Genomic DNA, 21,312 nt, shown 5'->3' with positions numbered 1-21,312 from the left:
AATCTTGCCAGTTAACATCTTTATCGCTGGCCTGCCGAGTTCGCCAGCAAGCCGGCTCCTACAGAGCTCGCGTACACCGAAGTCTGTAGCGTTGCCGACAGCGGATTTACGCCATCATCAGAACAAATCAATCGGTGCTGATTCATCCGCCGGCAGCGGGCTGCCTGGAGGCGGGCTGCCGCCGAGTTCGTTAACGCTAGGCGGTGTGTCCTCGCTCTTGAACAGCTCGAAGAACGCGCCCGGCGTGCTTGGCGTTGCGGAGCGGCCGCTGACCGGATCGATGCGCAGGCTGAGGATGCCCTCCGGTTCTGCCTGAACATGCGGTGGCTTGTCCTTCAGCGCGGCGCTCATGTACTTCATCCAGATCGGCAGCGCGACCGTGCCGCCGAATTCATGGCGACCGAGGCTTTCAGGCTGATCGAAACCGGTCCAGACCGTCGTCACGTAATCGCCGTTGTAGCCCGTGAACCATGCATCTTTCGAATCGTTGGTGGTCCCCGTCTTGCCCGCGATGTCCGGACGGTTCATCGCCAGGGCGCGGCGACCGGTGCCGCGTTTAATCACGTCCTGCAGCATGCTGTTGAGGATGTAAACCGTGCGACCGTCAACAATCCGTTCCGCGACCACAGGTGCTGGCGCTGCGCCTGATGCATCCAGCGCGTTCGGCACGACGTTGGCAGTCAACGGCGGGGTCTCTGGCGCTGCATAGGTCGATGCACTGCTGATGGCTGCTTCGCTGACCGCTTTCGGATTCGGGTCGTTGGCAGGCACTGTCGGCGGGTTGGCAACGAACAGGGTTTTGCCTTCACGGTCCTCGATTTTCTGGATGAGGTACGGACTGATCTTGTAACCGCCGTTGGCGAACGCACTCCAGCCGCTGACGATTTCCATCGGCGTCAAGGTGGCTGTGCCCAGTGCGAGGGACAGGTTCGGCGGCAAGTCCTGCTTGTTGAAGCCAAAGCGGGTGATGTAGTTGATCGCGGTGTTCACGCCCAGACTTTGCAGCAGGCGGATCGACACCAGGTTACGTGACTTGTAAAGCGCCTCGCGCAGGCGGATCGGACCCAGGAAGGTGCCTGTGTCGTTCTTCGGCCGCCAGACTTTGTCGATCGCTTCGTCGACGAACACGATCGGCGCGTCGTTGACCAGGCTGGCCGCGGTGTAGCCGTTGTCGAGCGCTGCCGAGTACAGGAACGGCTTGAAGCTGGAGCCTGGCTGACGCTTGGCCTGCATCGCGCGGTTGTAGTTGCTCTGCTCGAACGCGAAACCGCCGACCAGCGCGCGAATCGCGCCGTTCTGCGGGTCCAGCGAAACCAGCGCGCTCTGCGCCACCGGAAGCTGGCTGAACTTGAGTGAGTTATCGGGCTGACGCTGCAAGCGCACCAGATCGCCGATGTGGGCGACATCGCCAGGCTGCTTGGGATTGGCGCCGACGCTGTTGGTGTTCAGGAACGCCTTGGCCCACTTCATGCTGTCCCAGGCGACGGTTTCTTCGTTCTCGCCATTGCGGGTCAGCACGTGGATTCCGGTCTTGTCGACCTGGGTGACGATGGCCGGCTCCAGGCCGCTGATCGGGCGCTGTTTGCTCAGTTCCTGCACCCAGCCCTCGCGGGTCAGGCCGGGGAATCGGCTCTCAGGCCCGCGATAGCCGTGGCGCTGGTCGTATTCGATCAGGCCGTCCTGCACCGCTTTGTTGGCGTCTTCCTGCAAGCCGCTCGGCACGGTAGTGGTGACGCGGAAGCCTTCTGTGTAGGCTGCGCTGCCATAACGACCCACCATTTCGGCGCGTGCCATTTCAGCGATATACGGCGCGTTCACTTCCGGGCTCTGAACGTGATAGCTGGCGTTGATCGGCTCGACAAGGGCGGTCTGGTAGGTGTTCTGGTCGATTTTCCCCAGCTTGAACATGCGGCCCAGAATCCAGTCGCGGCGCTCTTTGGCGCGCACCGGGTTGGCCAGTGGGTTGAATCGTGACGGCGCCTTGGGCAGGCCGGCAATCATTGCCATCTGGGCGACGCTCAGGTCGCGGATGGATTTGCCGTAGTAAACCTGCGCTGCGGCCTCGATGCCGTAAGCCCGGTTGCCCAGATAAATCTTGTTGACATACAGCTCGAGAATCTCGTCCTTGGTAAGTTGGCGCTCGATTTGCAAGGCCAAGAGAATCTCGGTGGTTTTGCGCGAAAAACTGCGCTCGCTGGTCAGGAAGTAGTTTTTCGCGACCTGCATGGTGATGGTGGAGCCGCCGGACTGGATATGACCGCTTTTGACCAGTTGGCTGGCTGCGCGCATCAGGCTGCTCGGGTCCACGCCGTAGTGGTTCTCGAAGTTGTCGTCTTCGGCAGACAGAAGGGCGTGAATGAAATTGGGGGGAATGTCGGCGAAACGGATAGGAGAGCGGCGCATTTCACCAAACTCTGCGATCAGTTTGCCGTCGCTGCTGAACACCCGCAGCGGGATCTGCAGCTGAATATTGCGCAGCGCATCGACCGAGGGCAGGGTCGGGGCCAGGTAGAGAAAGGCGCCGCTCAGGCCGAGCAGCAGCCCGCAGACGACCGCGACGATGGACCACCAGACAAACTTCAGCAGGCGTATCAAGGCTTTTGGATTTCCAGAAAAAAGAATGAGTTAGACGCAGGCATTTACAAATGAACACGCCTTGAAGCTTTGGTACACGAAAAAAACGCTGGGCATTATAAGCATTTTTCGTCGTCGAGCGTTATTTGCGCTACTGTCAAGTCAGCCGACAGTGGCACTGGAACAGAAATCATCCGTAAGTGACGGAAACGCATAGGGAATCGGTTGTGTTCGAACTCTTCAGTAAGAAGGCCAACACCCTTCTAGGGATCGATATTAGCTCCACCTCGGTCAAGCTTCTGGAGCTAAGTCGTTCCGGCAACCGTTACAAGGTCGAGTCTTATGCGGTCGAGCCGCTGCCCGCCAACGCAGTGGTCGAAAAGAACATCGCGGAGCTGGAAGGCGTCGGCAGTGCTTTGACGCGTTTGCTGGTAAAAGCCAAAAGTAACGTCAAAATCGCGGCGGTTGCCGTCGCGGGTTCGGCTGTTATTACCAAGACCATCGAGATGGATGCAGGCCTTTCCGACGACGAGATGGAAAACCAGCTCAAGATCGAGGCCGATCAGTACATTCCCTATCCGCTGGAAGAAGTCGCCATCGATTTTGAAGTCCAGGGCTATTCGGCGCGCAATCCAGAACGCGTCGAAGTGTTGCTCGCCGCCTGCCGCAAGGAAAACGTCGAGGTGCGCGAAGCCGCACTGGCACTGGCCGGGCTGACTGCCCGCGTGGTCGATGTCGAAGCCTACGCGCTGGAGCGCTCGTTCGGTCTGTTGTCTGCGCAGCTTGGCCAGGACCACGAGCAGTTGACCGTCGCCGTTATCGACATCGGCGCGACCATGACCACCCTCAGCGTGCTGCACAACGGCCGCATCATCTACACCCGTGAACAATTATTCGGTGGTCGCCAGCTCACCGAAGAAATCCAGCGCCGTTATGGTTTGTCCGTGGGCGAGGCCGGGCTTGCGAAAAAGCAGGGCGGGCTTCCCGACGACTACGTCATGGAAGTCCTGCAGCCGTTCAAGGACGCCGTGGTGCAACAGGTGTCCCGTTCGCTGCAGTTCTTCTTCGCGGCCGGACAGTACAACCGCGTCGACTACATCATGCTGGCCGGCGGCACGGCCTCCATTTCCGGTCTTGATCGGCTGATCCAGGAGCGCCTCGGCACCCCGACGCTGGTGGCCAACCCCTTCGCTGACATGGCCCTGAGCGCCAAGGTCAACGCCGGCGCCCTCGCCAGCGACGCTCCCGCACTGATGATCGCTTGCGGTCTGGCCCTGAGGAGCTTCGACTAATGGCACGGATCAACTTACTTCCCTGGCGTGAACAGCAGCGCGAGCAGCGCAAGAAGCGCTTCATCCTGGCGCTGGCTGGTGTGCTGCTGCTTGGCATCGGCGCCATTATTTTGGCTGATCAATATTTGAGCAGTGCCATTGCCCACCAGAACGCCCGCAACCAATTCATCAGGACCGAAATCGTCCAGCTCGATGCGCGCATCAAAGAGATCAGCGAGCTCAAGGCACGTCGTAAGCAATTGCTGGAGCGGATGAAGATCATTCAGGACCTGCAGGGCAACCGGCCGATCATCGGGCGCATCTTCGATCAGATGGCCCGCACCCTTCCCGATGGCGTCTATTTCAACGACGTGAAGATGACCGGGCAGATGATCAGCATTTCCGGCGCTGCCGAATCCAATAACCGGGTCTCGGATCTGCTGCGTAATCTGGATGCGTCTGACTGGCTGGAGTCGCCGAGTCTGACCGAAGTCAAGGCAAACACTGCGGCGGGTGGCGTAGATCAGACCAACACCTTCCAGTTGACGGTGCGCCAGACGCAGCCAGCGGTTGAGGGGGTCAGGCCATGAACATGAATGATTGGCTCGATAGCCTGAAAAAGATCGACATCAACGACCTGGACATCAATAACCTGGGTTCATGGCCCGCTGCGGTGAAGACCATTGCCGGCGCGCTGTTGCTGGCGCTGGTGCTGGCCGGTGGGTACTTCTTCTATATCCAGGACATGCAGGCTCAGCTGGATCAGTCCCGTGGCGAAGAGACGGCGCTGAAAGAGCAGTTCGCGACCAAGGCGTATCAAGCCGCCAACCTCGCGGCTTACAAGAGCCAGATGGTGGAGATGGAAAACACCTTCGGCGCCTTGCTGCGGCAGTTGCCGAGCGACACTGAAGTCCCCGGCCTGCTTGAAGACATCACCCGCACCGGTCTGGGCAGTGGCCTGGAGTTTGAGGAGATCAAGCTGCTCCCTGAAGAGGCCCAGCAGTTTTATATTGAATTGCCGATCCAGATTACCGTGACAGGCAGTTATCACGACCTCGCGACCTTTGCCAGCGGCGTCGCCAGCCTGCCGCGAATCGTGACGCTGCATGACTTCGAGATTAAACCGCTGGACGCCAAGTCCCCCGGAAAGCTGCGCATGAGCATTCTTGCCAAAACCTACCGTTATAACGACAAAGGTCTTCAGAACGTCGACACGAAAGGGCCAGCGAAATGAGGGCGATGCGTTGGTTGTGCGTCGGCGTCACGCTGATGGGGCTCGCGGGTTGCGACAGCTCGAGCGAATTTGACGATCTCAAGCAGTTCATGACCGAGGTGCGCGCCCGGCCAGTGGGCACCATCGAAGCGATGCCCAAATTTCGGCCGTATGAAGCCTTTACGTATGCGGCGGCCAGTTTGCGCAGTCCGTTTCAGCCGCCGATCAAGATCGATCTGGTCAACCGTCCAAAGGGCTCGCACCTGGTGCAGCCTGATCCGACGCGGGTGAAGCAGTTCCTCGAAGGCTTCAACATCGACTCCTTTGAAATGGTCGGCACGTTGAGCAATGAAACCGGCACGTTCGCGCTGCTTCGCGGGGCGGGTGGCGTGCATCGGGTGAAAGTGGGCGATTACCTGGGGCGTAACGATGGCCGGATCACGGCGATCACCGACTCGGCGGTGCAAGTGATGGAAATCGTTCCGGATGGCGAGGGGGCGTGGCTTGAGCGTCCGCTCAGTATTTCCCTCAAGGAACGCTCATGAAGACGGCAAGCAAGCGAAGCACCTTCGGATCTGCACAGTGGTGGAATGTGAACATGAACAGGATTCTTTCGATTATCGGCCTGTCGTTAGGGATGGCGATGCTTTCACCGGTTGTCCAGGCGGCTAACCTCAAGACGCTGGATGTTGCCGCATTGCCGGGGGATCGAGTCGAACTGAAACTGTCATTCGACGGTCCGGTGGCGGCGCCGCGCGGCTACACCACCGAGCAACCGGCGCGCATTGCCCTGGACCTGCCGGGTGTGACCAGCCAACTGGCGATCAAGAGCCGTGACCTGGGTTCAGGCAACGCACACAGCGTTGTGGTCGTGGAAGCCAAGGACCGCACGCGGGTGATCATCAACCTCACCACGCTCGCGCCCTACAGCTCGCGTGTGGACGGCAACAACCTGTTCGTGGTCGTGGGCCAGGGCGCTGCTGCGGCCCAGGGTTCCCAGCCGAGCACCGCCATGGGCGCCGCGCGAGTGAGTGTGCCGAGCGGGCCTGCCGCGCAATCGAAACCCGTTGCCCGCTCGTATGCGCCAGGCCCACGGTCGGTGAAAAACGTCGACTTCCAGCGCGGCGAGTTGGGTGAAGGCAACGTCATCATCGAGCTGAGCGACACCGGCATTGCGCCGGACATTCAGGAGCAGGGCGGCAAGATCCGCGTCGACTTCGCCAAAACGCAGTTGCCTGAACCCCTGCGTGTGCGTCTGGACGTCAAGGATTTCGCGACCCCGGTGCAGTTCGTCAATTCCAGCGCCACGGGTGACAAGGCCAGTATTTCCATCGAACCGTCCGGTGCGTTCGACTACTCCGCCTACCAGACCGACAACAAGCTGACCATCAGCGTGCGCCCCCTGACCAACGAAGATCAGGAGCGCCGCAACTCGGAAAAACTGGTCTACACCGGCGAGAAGCTGTCGCTGAATTTCCAGGACATCGACGTGCGTTCGGTGCTGCAACTGATCGCTGATTTCACCAACCTCAATCTGGTGGCCAGCGACACCGTTCAGGGCGGCATCACCCTGCGCTTGCAGAACGTGCCGTGGGATCAGGCGCTGGATCTGGTGCTCAAGACCAAGGGCCTGGACAAGCGCAAGATCGGCAACGTTTTGCTGGTCGGTCCGGCTGACGAGATCGCTGCGCGGGAGCGCCAGGAGCTGGAATCCCTCAAGCAGATTTCCGAGCTGGCCCCGCTGCGTCGTGAGTTGCTGCAAGTGAACTACGCCAAGGCCGCCGATATCGCCAAGCTGTTTCAGTCGGTCACCAGCGCTGAATCCAAGACCGACGAGCGCGGTTCGATTACGGTCGATGAGCGCACCAACAACATCATTGCCTACCAGACCCAGGATCGTCTCGACGAGCTGCGCCGCATCGTTTCGCAACTGGACATCCCGGTGCGTCAGGTGATGATCGAGGCGCGCATCGTTGAAGCCAACGTCGATTACGACAAGGCCCTGGGCGTGCGCTGGGGTGGTTCGAGCAACAAGGGGAATTTCACCGCCGGCGGCAACGGCACTGTTTCGGGTGCATCGGCGACCAATGGTCCCTACGTCGACATGGGCGTGACCGACGCCACCTCGTCGATCGGCCTGGGCTTCCTGACCAACAATACGATTCTCGATCTTGAGCTGACGGCGATGGAGAAGAGCGGCAACGGCGAAGTGGTCTCGCAACCAAAGGTTGTTACGTCGGACAAGGAAACCGCGAAAATTCTGAAAGGTACGGAAGTGCCTTACCAGGAAGCCAGTTCGAGCGGCGCGACGTCGGTGTCGTTCAAAGAGGCGTCGCTGTCGCTGGAAGTGACCCCGCAGATCACGCCAGACAACCGCATCATCATGGAGGTCAAGGTCACGAAGGATGAGCCTGACTACGTGAACACGGTGCTGGGTGTGCCGCCAATCAAGAAAAACGAAGTGAACGCCAAGGTGCTGGTGGCCGACGGCGAGACCATCGTAATTGGTGGCGTGTTCTCGAATACGCAGAGTAAAGTCGTCGACAAGGTGCCATTTTTAGGCGATGTGCCGTATGTTGGCCGCCTTTTCCGGCGCGATGTGGTTTCGGAGTCAAAATCCGAGCTGTTGGTGTTTCTCACTCCGCGTATCATGAATAACCAGGCGATTGCTGTGAGTCGTTGATTCTGTGCGAAATTTAATTCTTGTGGGGCCGATGGGGGCTGGCAAAAGCACCATCGGTCGCTTGCTGGCCAAAGAGCTTCGACTGCCGTTCAAGGATTCCGACAAGGAAATCGAGCTGCGAACGGGCGCCAATATTCCCTGGATCTTCGACAAGGAAGGTGAAGCGGGTTTTCGTGATCGCGAGCAGGCGATGATCGCCGAGCTCTGCGCGCTGGACGGCGTGGTCGTGGCCACCGGCGGTGGCGCTGTCATGCGCGAAGAAAACCGTCGCGCCCTGCACGCTGGCGGTCGTGTGGTGTATTTGCATGCATCGGTTGCGCAACAAGTCGGCCGGACCTCGCGGGATCGCAATCGCCCCTTGCTACGCACTGCTGACCCGGCGCGGGTGCTGCGCGAACTGCTGGCGATCCGCGATCCGCTGTACCGCGAGATCGCCGATGTCATCATCGAAACCGATGAGCGGCCGCCACGAATGGTGGTTATCGACATCCTCGCCCTGCTGGCCGAGCTTCCTCCCCGTTAAAGCGCAGACGGAAATGCGCTATCCTCGGCGACCATAAAAAGTGGGGTCGCTACATGGCCTTGCGCCATAGCCGGTGTCGGCGGTTTTCAAGCGCACACAGGCAACCAATTGTTAACAGCGTGGGGACACATGCAGACACTCAAGGTCGAGCTTGGCGAACGCAGCTACCCGATCCATATCGGCGAAGGCTTGCTGGATCAGCCCGAGTTGCTCAAGCCGTACATAGCTGGAAAACAGGTGGCGATCGTCTCCAACGCTACCGTTGCGCCGCTCTACATGGATCGCCTCACCCGATCCCTCGCCGGTTACAGCGTGTTGCCGATCGTGCTTCCCGACGGTGAAGCCTTCAAGAACTGGGAAACCCTGCAAACCATCTTCGACGCGTTGCTCACCGCACGCCACGACCGCCGCACCACTGTGATCGCGCTGGGCGGAGGCGTTATCGGTGACATGGCCGGCTTTGCCGCCGCCTGTTATCAACGCGGCGTCGAATTCATTCAAGTGCCGACCACGTTGCTGTCCCAGGTCGATTCCTCGGTCGGTGGCAAAACCGGCATCAATCACCCGCTGGGCAAAAACATGGTCGGCGCGTTCTACCAGCCCAACGCGGTGCTGATCGATACGTTATCGCTGAACACCCTGCCAGAGCGCGAACTGTCCGCCGGTCTTGCCGAGGTCATCAAATACGGTTTGATCTGTGACGAACCGTTCCTGACGTGGCTCGAAGAGAATGTGGACAAGCTGCGCGGGCTGGATCAGGTCGCGCTGACCACGGCGATCGAGCGCTCGTGTGCGGCCAAGGCCGCTGTTGTTGGCGCCGATGAGCGCGAGTCCGGCGTGCGTGCCACGCTGAACCTCGGCCACACCTTCGGCCACGCCATCGAAACCCACATGGGTTACGGCGTATGGCTGCACGGCGAGGCGGTGGCGGCAGGCACGGTGATGGCGCTGGAGATGTCGGCGCGTCTGGGCTGGATCAGCGAGCAGGACCGTGACCGCGGCATCCGTATTTTTCAGCGCGCCGGCTTGCCGGTGGTTCCGCCGGAAGACATGACGCCCGAGCACTTCCTCGATCACATGGCGGTGGACAAGAAGGTCATTGACGGTCGTTTGCGCCTGGTGCTGTTGCGTCGCATCGGTGAAGCAGTGGTGACTGACGAATATCCACAAGAAGTACTACAGGCCACACTGGTCGCGGACTACCGCGCCTTGGTGGATCAGCTTAGAGGTTAATGAGAAATCCATGACTAGTTTGCACGCCGATGAGGCCTTCCTCGGTCATTACCAGTTGAGTCATGACCCCTTTGCAACGCGGGTTCCCGGCTTCAAGTTCTTCCCGGCACAGCGCAAGCCCGTGCTGGGCCAGCTGCATCATCTCGCGCGCTACAGCCAGCTGCTGCTGGTCGTGACGGGCCCGCACGGCAGTGGCAAGACGCTCTTGCGTCAGGCGCTGGTGGCGAGCACCAACAAGCAATCGGTGCAAAGCGTTGTGGTGTCGGCGCGTGGCGCAGGTGATGCCACGGGCGTATTGCGCCAGGTTGCCCAGGCGCTGAGCGTCGCTCAAGCGGAAATGCGCCCGATTCTGGCGCAAGTCGTGCAGTTGGCGCTGACCGGTCAGGAAGTCTACATCTTGGTGGACGATGCCGAACAACTGGGCGAATCCGCACTCGAAGCGTTGTTGGGATTGGCAGCAGGCACCCCGGAAGGGCGTCCGCATGTCTTCCTGTTCGGCGAGGCTTCGATCATTGATCGCCTGGATCAGCTGTGCGCCGAGAGCGGTACCGAGGAGGAACGCTTCCACGTTATCGAGCTGGCGCCGTATACCGAAGAAGAAACCCGTGAGTATCTGGCTCAGCGTCTCGACGGCGCAGGGCAGGGCGTTGAGTTGTTCAGCGCCACGCAGATCAGTGATATCCACGAGCAGTCCGGTGGATGGCCAGGCGCGATCAACCAGGTCGCGCGCGATTCGATGATCGAAGCCATGATTGCCAGCCGCTCTGCGGTCAAGCGTCCAAGTATGGGGTTCAAAATGCCTAAGAAACACGTGTTGGCTTTGGGTGGGGTTGTTGTCGCAGCCGTTCTGGCGGCGTGGCTGATTCCAGGCCGCAGCAACGCACCTGCCACTGCGCCAGCCAACTCTCAGGCTCAACTGCCTCTGGGTCAGGGTCAGGCGCCGGCGCAACAATCGAACAACGGTGGCCCGGCCATCGAGTTTGCCGGTAACTCGCAGCCGATGCCGTTGCCGATGAACGGCTCGCAACCTGCGACACGCGCGCCATTGGCTGAAGCTGCGGGTTCGGGCGAAGGTGATGGCGAGGATGGCGGCCCTGCGGCTAATCAGTCGTTGCAGCCACCGACCGTGACGACCACTGCGCCACCGGCCGGCGCAACGGCAAGCCCTGCTCCATCAATGGCGCAGCAGCCGGTTCCGGCACCGCGTCCAGCCCCGGCCGCCAAGCCAGCGCCTGCTCCGGCCCCTGCCGCGAAACCCGCGCCAGCGCCGACTCAGGTGGCCACCGCCAAACCTGCCCCGGCACCTGCACCGGCGGCCAAGCCTGGAGCTGCAGCGCCTGGCGCGGCGGGCAGTGGCTGGTACGCAGGTCAGGCACCGACGCATTACGTGGTGCAGATCCTCGGCACAAGTTCCGAAGCCACCGCTCAGAGCTACGTGAAAGAGCAGGGCGCCGAGTACCGTTACTTCAAGAAAACCCTGCAGGGCAAGCCTCTGTTCGTGGTGACTTACGGCAGCTTCGCTGACCGCAATGCGGCGCTGACCGCTATCAAGGCCTTGCCAGAGAAGGTTCAGGCTGGTAAACCTTGGCCTCGTACTGTCGGCAGTATCCAACAGGAACTCGCCGCCGCCCGCTGATGACGCAGGGACCTTATCCAGGTCCCTCGCCTGGCCCTCCCGATATCACGCATGAGCGTGCTGCCAATGAGCAGCGCGCCTTGCGGTGTCTGCGTCTCAGACACGCATTGATCTTCGGGCTCTCATTGGTCAGACTCGCAAAAAAGCTCTGGCTAGCACGAGAATCGATATAAAACCTTTCATGAATGCGACATAAATTTGCGACACTTCGTCGTCAAATTTGTGAGGACTTGTGTCGCTGTGTACAATGACCTCCCTTTTGCTCCCGCAAAGCCGGCATACGTTCGGCGTGGATGGTAAATGGTTGAATTGAAAAGAAATTTGCCTCGTTAAGGGGCAGCCTGGTGAGAATGTGTCTATGAAAGCAGGTCTGTACCATCCAGAAGAATTCAAGGATAACTGTGGTTTCGGCCTGATCGCCCACATGCAAGGCGAGCCCAGTCATCACCTGTTGCAGACGGCTATCGAAGCCCTGACCTGCATGACCCACCGTGGTGGTATCAACGCTGACGGCAAGACCGGTGACGGTTGCGGGCTGTTGATGCAAAAACCTGACGCCTTCCTGCGTGCGGTGGCCACCGAGCATTTCGGCGTCGAGCTTCCGCGCCAGTATTGCGCAGGCATGGTCTTTCTCAATCAGGACGACGCCAGGGCAGAAGCGGCCCGCGAAAACATGAACCGTGAAATTCTGGCGGCCGGCCTGACGCTGATCGGCTGGCGCCAGGTGCCGATCGACACCAGCGTGCTGGGCCGTCTGGCCCTTGAGCGCCTGCCGAAGATCGAGCAGGTGTTCATCGGCGGCGAAGGCCTGACCGATCAGGAATTCGCGATCAAGCTGTTCTGCGCACGTCGTCGCTCCTCGGTGGCCAATGCCGCCGACACCGACCACTACATCTGCAGCTTTTCCCACAAGACCATCATCTATAAAGGCCTGATGATGCCGCGTGACCTCACGGCATTCTTCCCGGACCTCAACGACGAGCGCCTGCAAACCGCGATCTGCGTGTTCCACCAGCGCTTCTCGACCAACACCCTGCCGAAATGGCCGCTGGCTCAGCCGTTCCGCTTCCTCGCCCACAACGGCGAGATCAACACCATCACCGGTAACCGCAACTGGGCCCAGGCCCGTCGCACCAAGTTCACCAACGATTTGATGGACCTCGACGAGTTGGGCCCGCTGGTCAATCGCGTGGGCTCTGACTCTTCGAGCATGGACAACATGCTTGAGCTGATGGTGACTGGCGGCATCGACCTGTTCCGTGGCGTGCGCATGCTCGTGCCGCCGGCGTGGCAGAACGTCGAAACCATGGACCCGGATCTGCGCGCGTTCTACGAATTCAACTCCATGCACATGGAGCCGTGGGACGGCCCGGCCGGCATCGTCATGACCGAAGGTCGCCATGCCGTCTGCCTGCTCGACCGCAACGGCCTGCGCCCTGCTCGCTGGGTGACCACCAAGAACGGCTACATCACCCTCGCGTCGGAAATCGGCGTCTGGAACTACAAGCCGGAAGACGTTATCGCCAAGGGCCGTGTCGGTCCGGGCCAGATCTTCGCCGTGGACACCGAAACCGGCCAGATCCTCGACACGGACGCCATCGACAGCCGCTTGAAGTCGCGCCATCCGTACAAGCAGTGGTTGCGCAAGAACGCCTTGCGTATTCAGGCGACGCTGGAAGACCACGACCACGGTTCGGCGTTCTACAACCCGGATCAGCTCAAGCAGTACATGAAGATGTTCCAGGTCACGTTCGAAGAACGTGATCAGATCCTGCGCCCGCTGGGTGAGCAGGGTCAGGAAGCGGTCGGCTCCATGGGCGATGACACGCCGATGGCGGTGCTGTCGCGTCGCGTCCGCACGCCTTACGACTATTTCCGTCAGCAGTTCGCGCAGGTCACCAACCCGCCGATCGACCCGCTCCGTGAAGCCATCGTCATGTCGCTGGAAGTCTGCCTCGGTGCCGAGCGCAACATTTTCCAGGAGTCGCCTGAGCACGCTTCCCGCGTGATCCTCAGCTCGCCGGTCATTTCCCCGGCCAAGTGGCGCTCGCTGATGACCCTGGATCGTCCGGGCTTTGATCGTCAAATCATCGACCTGAACTACGACGAAGCCATGGGCCTTGAAGCGGCCGTGCGCAATATCGCGGATCAGGCTGAAGAAGCCGTGCGTTCGGGCAAGACTCAGATTGTCTTGAGCGACCGCCATATCGCGCCGGGCAAACTGCCGATTCACGCGTCGCTGGCCACCGGCGCAGTGCACCACCGCCTGACCGAAAAAGGCCTGCGCTGCGACAGCAACATCCTTGTCGAGACAGCCACGGCACGCGACCCGCACCATTTCGCGGTGCTGATCGGCTTCGGCGCGTCGGCGGTGTATCCGTTCCTGGCGTACGAAGTGCTGGGCGACCTCATCCGTACCGGCGAAGTGCTGGGCGATCTGTACGAAGTCTTCAAGAACTACCGCAAGGGCATCACCAAGGGCCTGCTCAAGATCCTGTCGAAGATGGGCATTTCGACCGTCGCCTCGTACCGCGGCGCGCAGCTTTTCGAAGCCATCGGCCTGTCGGAAGAAGTCTGCGACTTGAGCTTCCGTGGCGTGCCGAGCCGCATCAAGGGCGCGCGTTTCGTCGACATCGAAGCCGAGCAGAAAGCCCTGGCCTTCGAAGCCTGGAGCCCGCGCAAGCCGATCCAGCAGGGCGGGCTGCTGAAGTTTGTCTACGGCGGCGAATACCACGCGTACAACCCTGATGTGGTGGCGACGCTGCAAGCCGCCGTTCAGCAGGGTGATTACGCTAAATTCAAGGAATACACAGCGCTGGTGGACAACCGTCCGGTGTCGATGATCCGTGACCTGCTCAAGGTCAAAGAGCTCGACACGCCGCTGGGCATCGATGAAATCGAGCCGCTGGAAGGCATTCTCAAGCGCTTCGATTCGGCGGGTATCTCGCTCGGCGCGCTGTCGCCGGAAGCCCACGAAGCTCTGGCCGAGGCGATGAACCGCCTGGGTGCGCGCTCCAACTCTGGTGAGGGCGGTGAAGACCCGGCGCGCTACGGCACCATCCGCAGCTCCAAGATCAAACAGATCGCGACCGGCCGTTTTGGCGTGACGCCGGAATACCTGGTCAACGCTGACGTGCTGCAGATCAAAGTCGCCCAGGGCGCCAAGCCGGGTGAGGGCGGGCAATTGCCGGGCGGCAAGGTCAACGGCCTGATCGCCAAGCTGCGTTATGCAGTACCTGGCGTGACGCTGATTTCGCCGCCGCCGCACCACGACATCTACTCCATCGAGGACTTGTCGCAGCTGATCTTTGACCTCAAGCAGGTCAACCCGGCGGCGTTGGTCTCGGTCAAGCTGGTGGCCGAGGCGGGCGTGGGCACGATTGCGGCCGGCGTGGCCAAGGCCTACGCCGACCTGATCACCATTTCCGGCTATGACGGCGGCACGGGTGCATCGCCGCTGTCGTCGATCAAGTACGCGGGTTCGCCCTGGGAAATCGGCCTGGCCGAAACCCACCAGACCCTGCGCGGCAACGACCTGCGCGGCAAGGTCCGGGTGCAGACCGACGGTGGTTTGAAGACCGGCCTGGACGTGATCAAGGCGGCCATCCTCGGCGCCGAAAGCTTCGGCTTCGGCACTGCGCCGATGATCGCGCTGGGCTGCAAATATCTGCGCATCTGCCACCTGAACAACTGCGCCACCGGCGTGGCGACCCAGAACGACAAGCTGCGCAAGGACCACTACATCGGCACCGTCGACATGGTGATCAACTTCTTCACCTACGTGGCTGAAGAAACCCGCGAGTGGCTGGCCAAGTTGGGCGTACGTTCGCTGGAAGAACTGATCGGGCGTACCGATTTGCTGGAAATCCTGCCGGGTGAAACCGCCAAGCAGCAGCATCTGGACCTGACGCCCCTGCTGGGCAGCGACCACATTCCGGCCGACAAACCGCAGTTCAGCCAGGTCGAGCGCAACCCGCCGTTCGACAAAGGCCTGCTGGCCGAGAAGATGGTCGAACTGGCGATCTCCGCCATTCAGGCCAAGAGCGGCGGCGACTACGAACTGGACATCTGCAACTGCGACCGCTCCATCGGCGCGCGGATTTCCGGCGAAATCGCCAAGCTGCACGGTAACCAGGGCATGAACGACGCGCCGGTGACCTTCCGCTTCAAGGGCACGGCCGGGCAGAGCTTTGGTGTGTGGAACGCCGGCGGCCTGAACATGTACCTGGAAGGCGACGCCAACGACTACGTCGGCAAAGGCATGACCGCCGGCAAACTGGTGATCGTGCCGCCTAAAGGCAGCCCGTTCAAAACCCAGGACAGCGCCATCATCGGCAACACCTGCCTGTACGGCGCGACCGGCGGCAAGCTGTTCGCGGCAGGCACGGCAGGCGAGCGTTTCGCAGTGCGTAACTCCGGCGCCCACACCGTTGTGGAAGGCACGGGCGACCACTGCTGCGAATACATGACCGGCGGTTTCGTCTGCGTGCTGGGCAAGACCGGCTACAACTTCGGCTCAGGCATGACCGGCGGCTTCGCTTACGTGCTCGATCAGGACAACAGCTTCGTGGACCGGGTCAACCACGAGCTGGTCGAGATTCAGCGCATCAGCGGTGAAGCGATGGAAGCCTATCGCAGCCATCTGGAGCGCGTGCTGGCCGAATACGTGACCGAAACCGACAGCGAATGGGGCCGCAACCTCTGGGAAAACCTGGACGACTACCTGCGCCGCTTCTGGCTGGTGAAGCCGAAGGCCGCGAGCTTGAAGTCGCTGTTGTCCAGCACCCGCGCGAATCCGCAGTAAAGCAGCTGCGAGCGGCACGCTTCAAGCCGCAAGCTAACGGCAGCGCGCGAGTGCCTGCGAACATGATTTTCTTGCAGCTTCAAGCTTGGCGCTTGAGGCTGTAGTCAGGAGTTTTAGCACCATGGCTGAACGTCTCAGTAACGACTTCCAGTTCATCGAAGTCGGGCGTAAAGACCCGAAAAAGAAACTGCTGCGTCAACGCAAGAAAGAGTTCGTGGAAATCTACGAACCTTTCAAACCGCAGCAGTCGGCCGATCAGGCGCACCGTTGCCTGGGTTGCGGCAACCCGTATTGTGAATGGAAATGCCCTGTGCATAACTTCATTCCCAACTGGCTGAAGCTGGTGGCCGAGGGCAACATCCTCGCGGCCGCCGAGCTGTCGCACCAGACCAACACCCTGCCGGAAGTCTGCGGCCGCGTGTGCCCGCAGGATCGTCTGTGTGAGGGCGCGTGCACCCTCAACGACGGCTTCGGCGCGGTGACCATCGGTTCGGTCGAGAAGTACATCACCGATACGGCCTTCGCCATGGGCTGGCGCCCGGACATGTCCCGCGTCGTGCCAAACGGCAAGCGCGTGGCAATCATCGGCGCAGGCCCGGCGGGTTTGGGCTGCGCTGACGTTTTGGTGCGTGGCGGCGTGAAGCCGGTGGTGTTCGACAAGAACCCGGAAATCGGCGGTCTGCTGACCTTCGGCATTCCCGAGTTCAAGCTCGAGAAGAGCGTGCTGAGCAATCGCCGCGAAGTGTTCACCGGCATGGGCATCGAGTTCCGCCTCAACACCGAGATCGGCAAGGACATCACCGTCGAGCAGTTGCTGGAAGAGTACGACGCGGTGTTCATGGGCATGGGCACGTACACGTACATGAAGGGCGGCTTCCCCGGTGAAGATTTGCCTGGCGTGCACGATGCGCTGGATTACCTGATCGCCAACGTCAACCGCAACCTGGGCTTTGAAAAGTCGCCGGAAGATTTCGTCGACATGAAGGGCAAGAAGGTCGTGGTACTGGGCGGCGGTGATACGGCGATGGACTGCAACCGCACGTCGATCCGCCAGGGCGCCAAGTCAGTGACCTGTGCCTATCGCCGCGACGAGGAAAACATGCCGGGCTCGCGCAAGGAAGTGAAGAACGCTAAAGAAGAAGGCGTGAAGTTTCTCTACAACCGTCAGCCCATCGCTATCGTGGGCGAGGATCGGGTCGAAGGCGTGAAAGTCGTCGAAACGCGTTTGGGTGAGCCCGATGCACGAGGCCGTCGCAGCCCTGAGCCGATCCCGGGTTCCGAAGAGATCATCCCGGCGGATGCCGTGGTCATTGCCTTCGGTTTCCGTCCAAGCCCGGCGTCGTGGTTCGATCCGCAGAATATCCAGATCGACAGCCAGGGCCGCGTTGTGGCGCCGGAGCAGGGCCAGTTCAAGCACCAGACCAGCAACCCGAAGATCTTCGCCGGTGGCGACATGGTCCGCGGGTCTGATCTGGTGGTGACGGCGATCTTTGAAGGCCGCAATGCGGCTGAAGGGATTCTGGATTATCTGGGCGTGTAAACACGCGAATTTGTAGGAGCGCGCTTGCCCGCGATGCGTTGGGTCAGCCACCGTTCCAGCGTCTGGAATGACGTGTTCGCGGGCAAGCGCGCTCCTACAGATTGCATCGATCTGCTGCGACAAATCGCCCCGATAAATAAAAGGCACGGCACCGACCGTGCCTTTTATGTTGGTGTCTGAGAAAATGCCCGCACTTTTTTTCCGGATGCCGACATGACTGCCCTGAAGAACGACCGTTTCCTTCGCGCCCTGCTCAAGCAGCCTGTTGACGTCACGCCCGTGTGGATGATGCGTCAGGCCGGCCGCTATTTGCCGGAGTACCGCGCCAGTCGCGCCAAGGCCGGAGACTTCATGAGCCTGTGCATGAACCCGGCGTTCGCCTGTGAAGTCACCCTGCAGCCGCTTGAGCGTTATCCGCTCGACGCCGCCATCCTGTTCTCCGACATCCTCACCGTTCCCGACGCCATGGGCCTGGGCCTGTACTTCGAAACCGGCGAAGGCCCGCGCTTCCGCAAAACCGTCACCACCCTGGCTGACATCGAAGCGTTGCCGATCCCTGACGCGCAGAAAGACCTTGGCTACGTCATGGATGCCGTCAGCACCATTCGCCGCGAGCTCAACGGCCGCGTGCCGCTGATCGGATTCGCCGGCAGCCCGTGGACCCTGGCGACGTACATGGTCGAAGGCGGCTCGTCCAAGGACTTCCGCAAATCCAAGGCCATGCTCTACGACAATCCGCACGCCATGCACCTGTTGCTCGACAAGCTCGCGCAATCGGTCACGGCATACCTGAACGGCCAGATTCTCGCAGGCGCGCAAGCGGTGCAGATCTTCGACAGCTGGGGCGGCAGCCTTTCGGCTGCGGCATATCAGGAATTCTCGCTGGCCTACATGCGCAAGATCGTCAACGGCCTGATCCGTGAGCACGACGGGCGCAAAGTGCCGGTCATTCTGTTCACCAAGGGCGGCGGCCTGTGGCTGGAAAGCATCGCCGACGCCGGCGCTGATGCGCTGGGCCTCGACTGGACCTGCGACATCGGCGAAGCCCGCCGCCGCGTCGGCAACAAAGTCGCACTGCAAGGCAACATGGACCCGACCGTGCTCTACGCCAACCCGAACGCCATCCGCCAGGAAGTCTCGAACATCCTCGCCAGCTACGGCAGCGGCACCGGCCACGTCTTCAACCTCGGGCACGGCATCACCCCCGAAGTCGACCCGGCCAACGCCGGTGCCTTCATCGAAGCGGTGCACGAAATGTCGGCGAAGTATCACCAGTAAGCGGTTTGCAGACATGAAAACGCCCGGCTAATGTCGGGCGTTTTCATGTGGGGTTCATACCCGCAAAGCGCACAGATCTATCGATGCTGAGCGTTGGGCGCAGGATCGCTTCTGCCGAAGGCGTAGGAGCGCGCTTGCCCGCGATCTGGCGCGAAGCGGCAGTGGCTGCACCTCTGTGGTAGATCAGCAAGTCCGTGCTCTAAGGTCTGCGGCCGGTTCCCGCCCGATCGCGGGCAAGCGCGCTCCTACAATTTGCATGTGCGGCTGTTGGCTCAAACCTGCACATTCACCGCCAGCGGTTTCACTTTCGCCAGTTTCAGCGCCACGGCGAGGGCGATCAGCAGGAGGGTGCCGATGAAGGCGCCGATGCCGTTCCAGCCGGCGTAGTGCCAGAACACGCCGCCGCCGGTCCCGGCAACGCTGGAGCCTGCGTAGTAGCTGAACAAGTACAGCGACGACGCCTGGCCTTTGGCTTTGATGGCGCGGCGGCCGATCCAGCTGCTGGCGACGGAGTGGGCGCCAAAGAAGCCGAAGGTGAACATCAGCACGCCGACGACCACCACCACCAGCGGGGTGAACATGGTCAGCGCGACACCGACGAGCATCAGCACGATCACTGCCCACAACACGTTGCGCCGGCCCAGTTGATCGGCCAGTGCGCCGATCTTCGCCGAGCTGTAGATGCCCGACAGGTACACCACCGAGAACAAACCGACCACGGCCTGGCTCAGGTTGTAGGGATCGGCCAACAGGCGGTAACCGATGTAGTTGAACAGCGTCACGAACGCGCCCATCAGCAGGAAGCCTTCGAGAAACAGCCACGGCAGCCCGGCATCCCGGAATTGCAGGACAAAGCCTTCCAGCAGGCTGCGGCCATTGAGCGGTCGTGCGCGGAAATTGCGCGACGGCGGCAGGATTTTCCAGAACACACCCGCCGCGCCCAGCGCGATGATGCCCATGATCAACAGTGCCGTGTGCCAGCTGACGTAATCGCTCAACACCCCGGTGATCACCCGGCCGCTCATGCCGCCGATGGCGTTGCCGCCGATGTAAAGGCCCATCGCCAGGCCGATGTGTTGCGGGTGAATTTCTTCGCTGAGGTAGGTCATGGCGACGGCGGCGAGTCCGCTCAGCGACAAGCCCACGAACGCCCGCGTGATGAGCACGCCTTCCCAGGTGGGCATCAGTGCGCTGGCGATGGTGAAGAGGGCGGCCGAGAACAGTGAGAACACCATCACCGGCTTGCGCCCGAGGCGGTCGGAAATGGGGCCGGTGATGAGCAATCCGATTGCCAGCATCGCGGTGGACACCGACAGAATCATGCTGCTCTGGGCGGCGTTGATGGAGAAGTCCCGCGACAGCACCGGCATCATCGGTTGCACGCAGTACAGCAGCGCAAACGTGGCGAAGCCGCCGGAGAACAGCGCCAGTACGGTACGAATGAAAGCAGGCGTGTCCTTCTCGATGTAGGTATCGCCCAACGGGATGGCTGCTGTGGCGAACTCGGCAGGCGCGGCGGGGGATGCAGCAGTATTCACGGGTGACCTCGGGCGGGAGAGCGGGGAGCAGTGGCAAAAGAATATAGCCGGCTAACGATTGCTTCCAATATATTGTTCGACCTGTTTGATAGGTTTAACGACCTACTGGAATAACCATGGAATTACGTCACCTGCGTTACTTCATTGCTGTGGCTGAAGAGCTGCATTTTGGACGCGCTGCTCAGGCGCTCGGCATCTCGCAACCGCCGTTGAGTCAGCAGATTCAGGCGCTGGAGCAAGAGCTCGGCGCGCGTCTGTTTGAGCGGACCAATCGACGGGTGGAACTGAGCGAAGCGGGCCGGTTGTTCCTCGATGAAGCGCGCTTGGTGCTGGCGCAAGTCGAAAAGGCGTCGGACGTCGCTCGGCGCGCGCAGTTGGGGGAACTGGGCGAACTTAAAATCGGCTTCACGGCGTCCGCGCCGTTTACCTCAAGCATCCCGCAAGCCATCTTCGCGTTTCGCCAGCGTTATCCGGCGGTGCATCTGGCGCTTCAGGAAATGAGCAGCCGCGAAGTTGCCGAGCGGCTCGAGAATGAGTCGATGCAAGTGGGCATCATGCGACCGCTGCCGTTGCCGGATTCGTTGGTGGCCGTGTAGCTGCTGCACGAGCCGTTGGTGGCAATCCTGCGCTCTGACCATCCTCTGGCGGAAGGTTCGGAACGCGGCATCCATTTGCGGGAACTGGCCAGTGAGCCCTTCGTGTTCTTCCCGCGCAGCTACGGCAGCGGTCTCTATGCACAGTTGCTGGATCTGGCGCGCGAGGCGGGCTTCAGCCCGTTGTTTACTCAGGAGGCGGGGGAAGCCATGACCATCATCGGTCTGGTGGCAGCAGGACTGGGCGTGACAGTGCTGCCGGCGTCCTATCAACGCATGCGCATTGACGGGGTGGTGTATCGGACGCTGCTGGATGCGCAGGCGACATCAGCCGTGTGGCTGGTGCAGCGCAAGGATCAGAAGTCGCCCATGGCCAAGGCGTTTGTCGAACTGGTGACGCGCAAGGCGGGGTGATCCAAAAGCACT

The 21,312-nt window shown here is 61.1% G+C and carries 12 protein-coding genes and 3 pseudogenes; 13 read left to right on the top strand and 2 right to left on the bottom strand.

Annotation, left to right across the window (positions count from 1 at the left end; translation table 11 throughout):
* Window positions 1-117 precede the first annotated feature (117 nt).
* On the bottom strand, window positions 118-2,592 hold the full coding sequence (locus L4G42_RS22320; protein ID WP_419789397.1) for a penicillin-binding protein 1A: 2,475 nt from the start codon (window positions 2,590-2,592) through the stop codon (window positions 118-120).
* A 209-nt stretch (window positions 2,593-2,801) separates the two neighbouring features.
* Between L4G42_RS22320 and L4G42_RS22315 the strand changes: the two genes are divergently transcribed.
* The 12 genes and pseudogenes from L4G42_RS22315 to hemE all read left to right on the top strand — a co-directional run bounded on the left by L4G42_RS22315 (window position 2,802) and on the right by hemE (window position 18,755).
* On the top strand, window positions 2,802-3,866 hold the full coding sequence (locus L4G42_RS22315; RefSeq protein WP_237253552.1) for a type IV pilus assembly protein PilM: 1,065 nt from the start codon (window positions 2,802-2,804) through the stop codon (window positions 3,864-3,866).
* A complete protein-coding gene (locus L4G42_RS22310) occupies window positions 3,866-4,435 on the top strand; it encodes a PilN domain-containing protein (protein ID WP_237253551.1) in 570 nt (189 codons plus the stop codon). Before L4G42_RS22315 ends, L4G42_RS22310 begins: the two co-directional genes overlap by 1 nt.
* The gene (pilO, locus tag L4G42_RS22305; protein WP_237253550.1) at window positions 4,432-5,079 is read left to right on the top strand and encodes a type 4a pilus biogenesis protein PilO; all 648 of its coding nucleotides are present in this window, start codon (window positions 4,432-4,434) and stop codon (window positions 5,077-5,079) included. Before L4G42_RS22310 ends, pilO begins: the two co-directional genes overlap by 4 nt.
* Window positions 5,076-5,603, top strand: a complete 528-nt coding sequence (locus tag L4G42_RS22300) for a pilus assembly protein PilP (RefSeq protein ID WP_237253549.1) — start codon at window positions 5,076-5,078, stop codon at window positions 5,601-5,603. The genes pilO and L4G42_RS22300 overlap by 4 nt, the downstream gene beginning before the upstream one ends.
* A pseudogene (locus L4G42_RS26455) lies at window positions 5,600-5,959 on the top strand (hypothetical protein); the annotation flags it as partial. The gene L4G42_RS22300 and the pseudogene L4G42_RS26455, both read left to right, overlap by 4 nt.
* Before the next feature lie 204 nt (window positions 5,960-6,163).
* Window positions 6,164-7,741 (top strand): annotated as a pseudogene (locus tag L4G42_RS22295) (type IV pilus secretin PilQ); the annotation flags it as partial.
* A 4-nt stretch (window positions 7,742-7,745) separates the two neighbouring features.
* Window positions 7,746-8,264: a shikimate kinase AroK gene (gene aroK / locus L4G42_RS22290; protein WP_237253547.1), complete on the top strand. Its 519-nt coding sequence runs from the start codon at window positions 7,746-7,748 to the stop codon at window positions 8,262-8,264.
* A 129-nt stretch (window positions 8,265-8,393) separates the two neighbouring features.
* On the top strand, window positions 8,394-9,497 hold the full coding sequence (gene aroB, locus L4G42_RS22285; RefSeq protein ID WP_237253546.1) for a 3-dehydroquinate synthase: 1,104 nt from the start codon (window positions 8,394-8,396) through the stop codon (window positions 9,495-9,497).
* Window positions 9,498-9,507: 10 nt separating this feature from the next.
* Complete coding sequence (locus L4G42_RS22280; protein ID WP_237253545.1) at window positions 9,508-11,133, top strand: SPOR domain-containing protein; 1,626 nt, start codon at window positions 9,508-9,510, stop codon at window positions 11,131-11,133.
* Between the two features lie 358 nt (window positions 11,134-11,491).
* Entirely contained in the window at window positions 11,492-15,937 is a 4,446-nt protein-coding gene (gene gltB, locus L4G42_RS22275) for a glutamate synthase large subunit (protein ID WP_237253544.1), read from the top strand.
* 121 nt (window positions 15,938-16,058) lie between these two features.
* On the top strand, window positions 16,059-17,477 hold the full coding sequence (locus tag L4G42_RS22270) for an FAD-dependent oxidoreductase (protein WP_237253543.1): 1,419 nt from the start codon (window positions 16,059-16,061) through the stop codon (window positions 17,475-17,477).
* Between the two features lie 213 nt (window positions 17,478-17,690).
* A complete protein-coding gene (gene hemE / locus L4G42_RS22265) occupies window positions 17,691-18,755 on the top strand; it encodes a uroporphyrinogen decarboxylase (protein WP_237253542.1) in 1,065 nt (354 codons plus the stop codon).
* Window positions 18,756-19,027: 272 nt separating this feature from the next.
* Here the strand turns inward: hemE and L4G42_RS22260 are convergent, their stop codons facing one another.
* Window positions 19,028-20,293, bottom strand: coding sequence for an MFS transporter (locus L4G42_RS22260; RefSeq protein WP_419789395.1), 1,266 nt, complete (start codon window positions 20,291-20,293; stop codon window positions 19,028-19,030).
* A 116-nt stretch (window positions 20,294-20,409) separates the two neighbouring features.
* Here L4G42_RS22260 and L4G42_RS22255 point away from each other — a divergent pair.
* Window positions 20,410-21,300: pseudogene (locus L4G42_RS22255) on the top strand (LysR family transcriptional regulator).
* Window positions 21,301-21,312 lie beyond the last annotated feature (12 nt).

This window comes from Pseudomonas petrae (genome assembly GCF_021728295.1).
Taxonomy (GTDB): domain Bacteria; phylum Pseudomonadota; class Gammaproteobacteria; order Pseudomonadales; family Pseudomonadaceae; genus Aquipseudomonas; species Aquipseudomonas petrae.
This window is presented reverse-complemented; position numbering and strand designations above follow the sequence as displayed.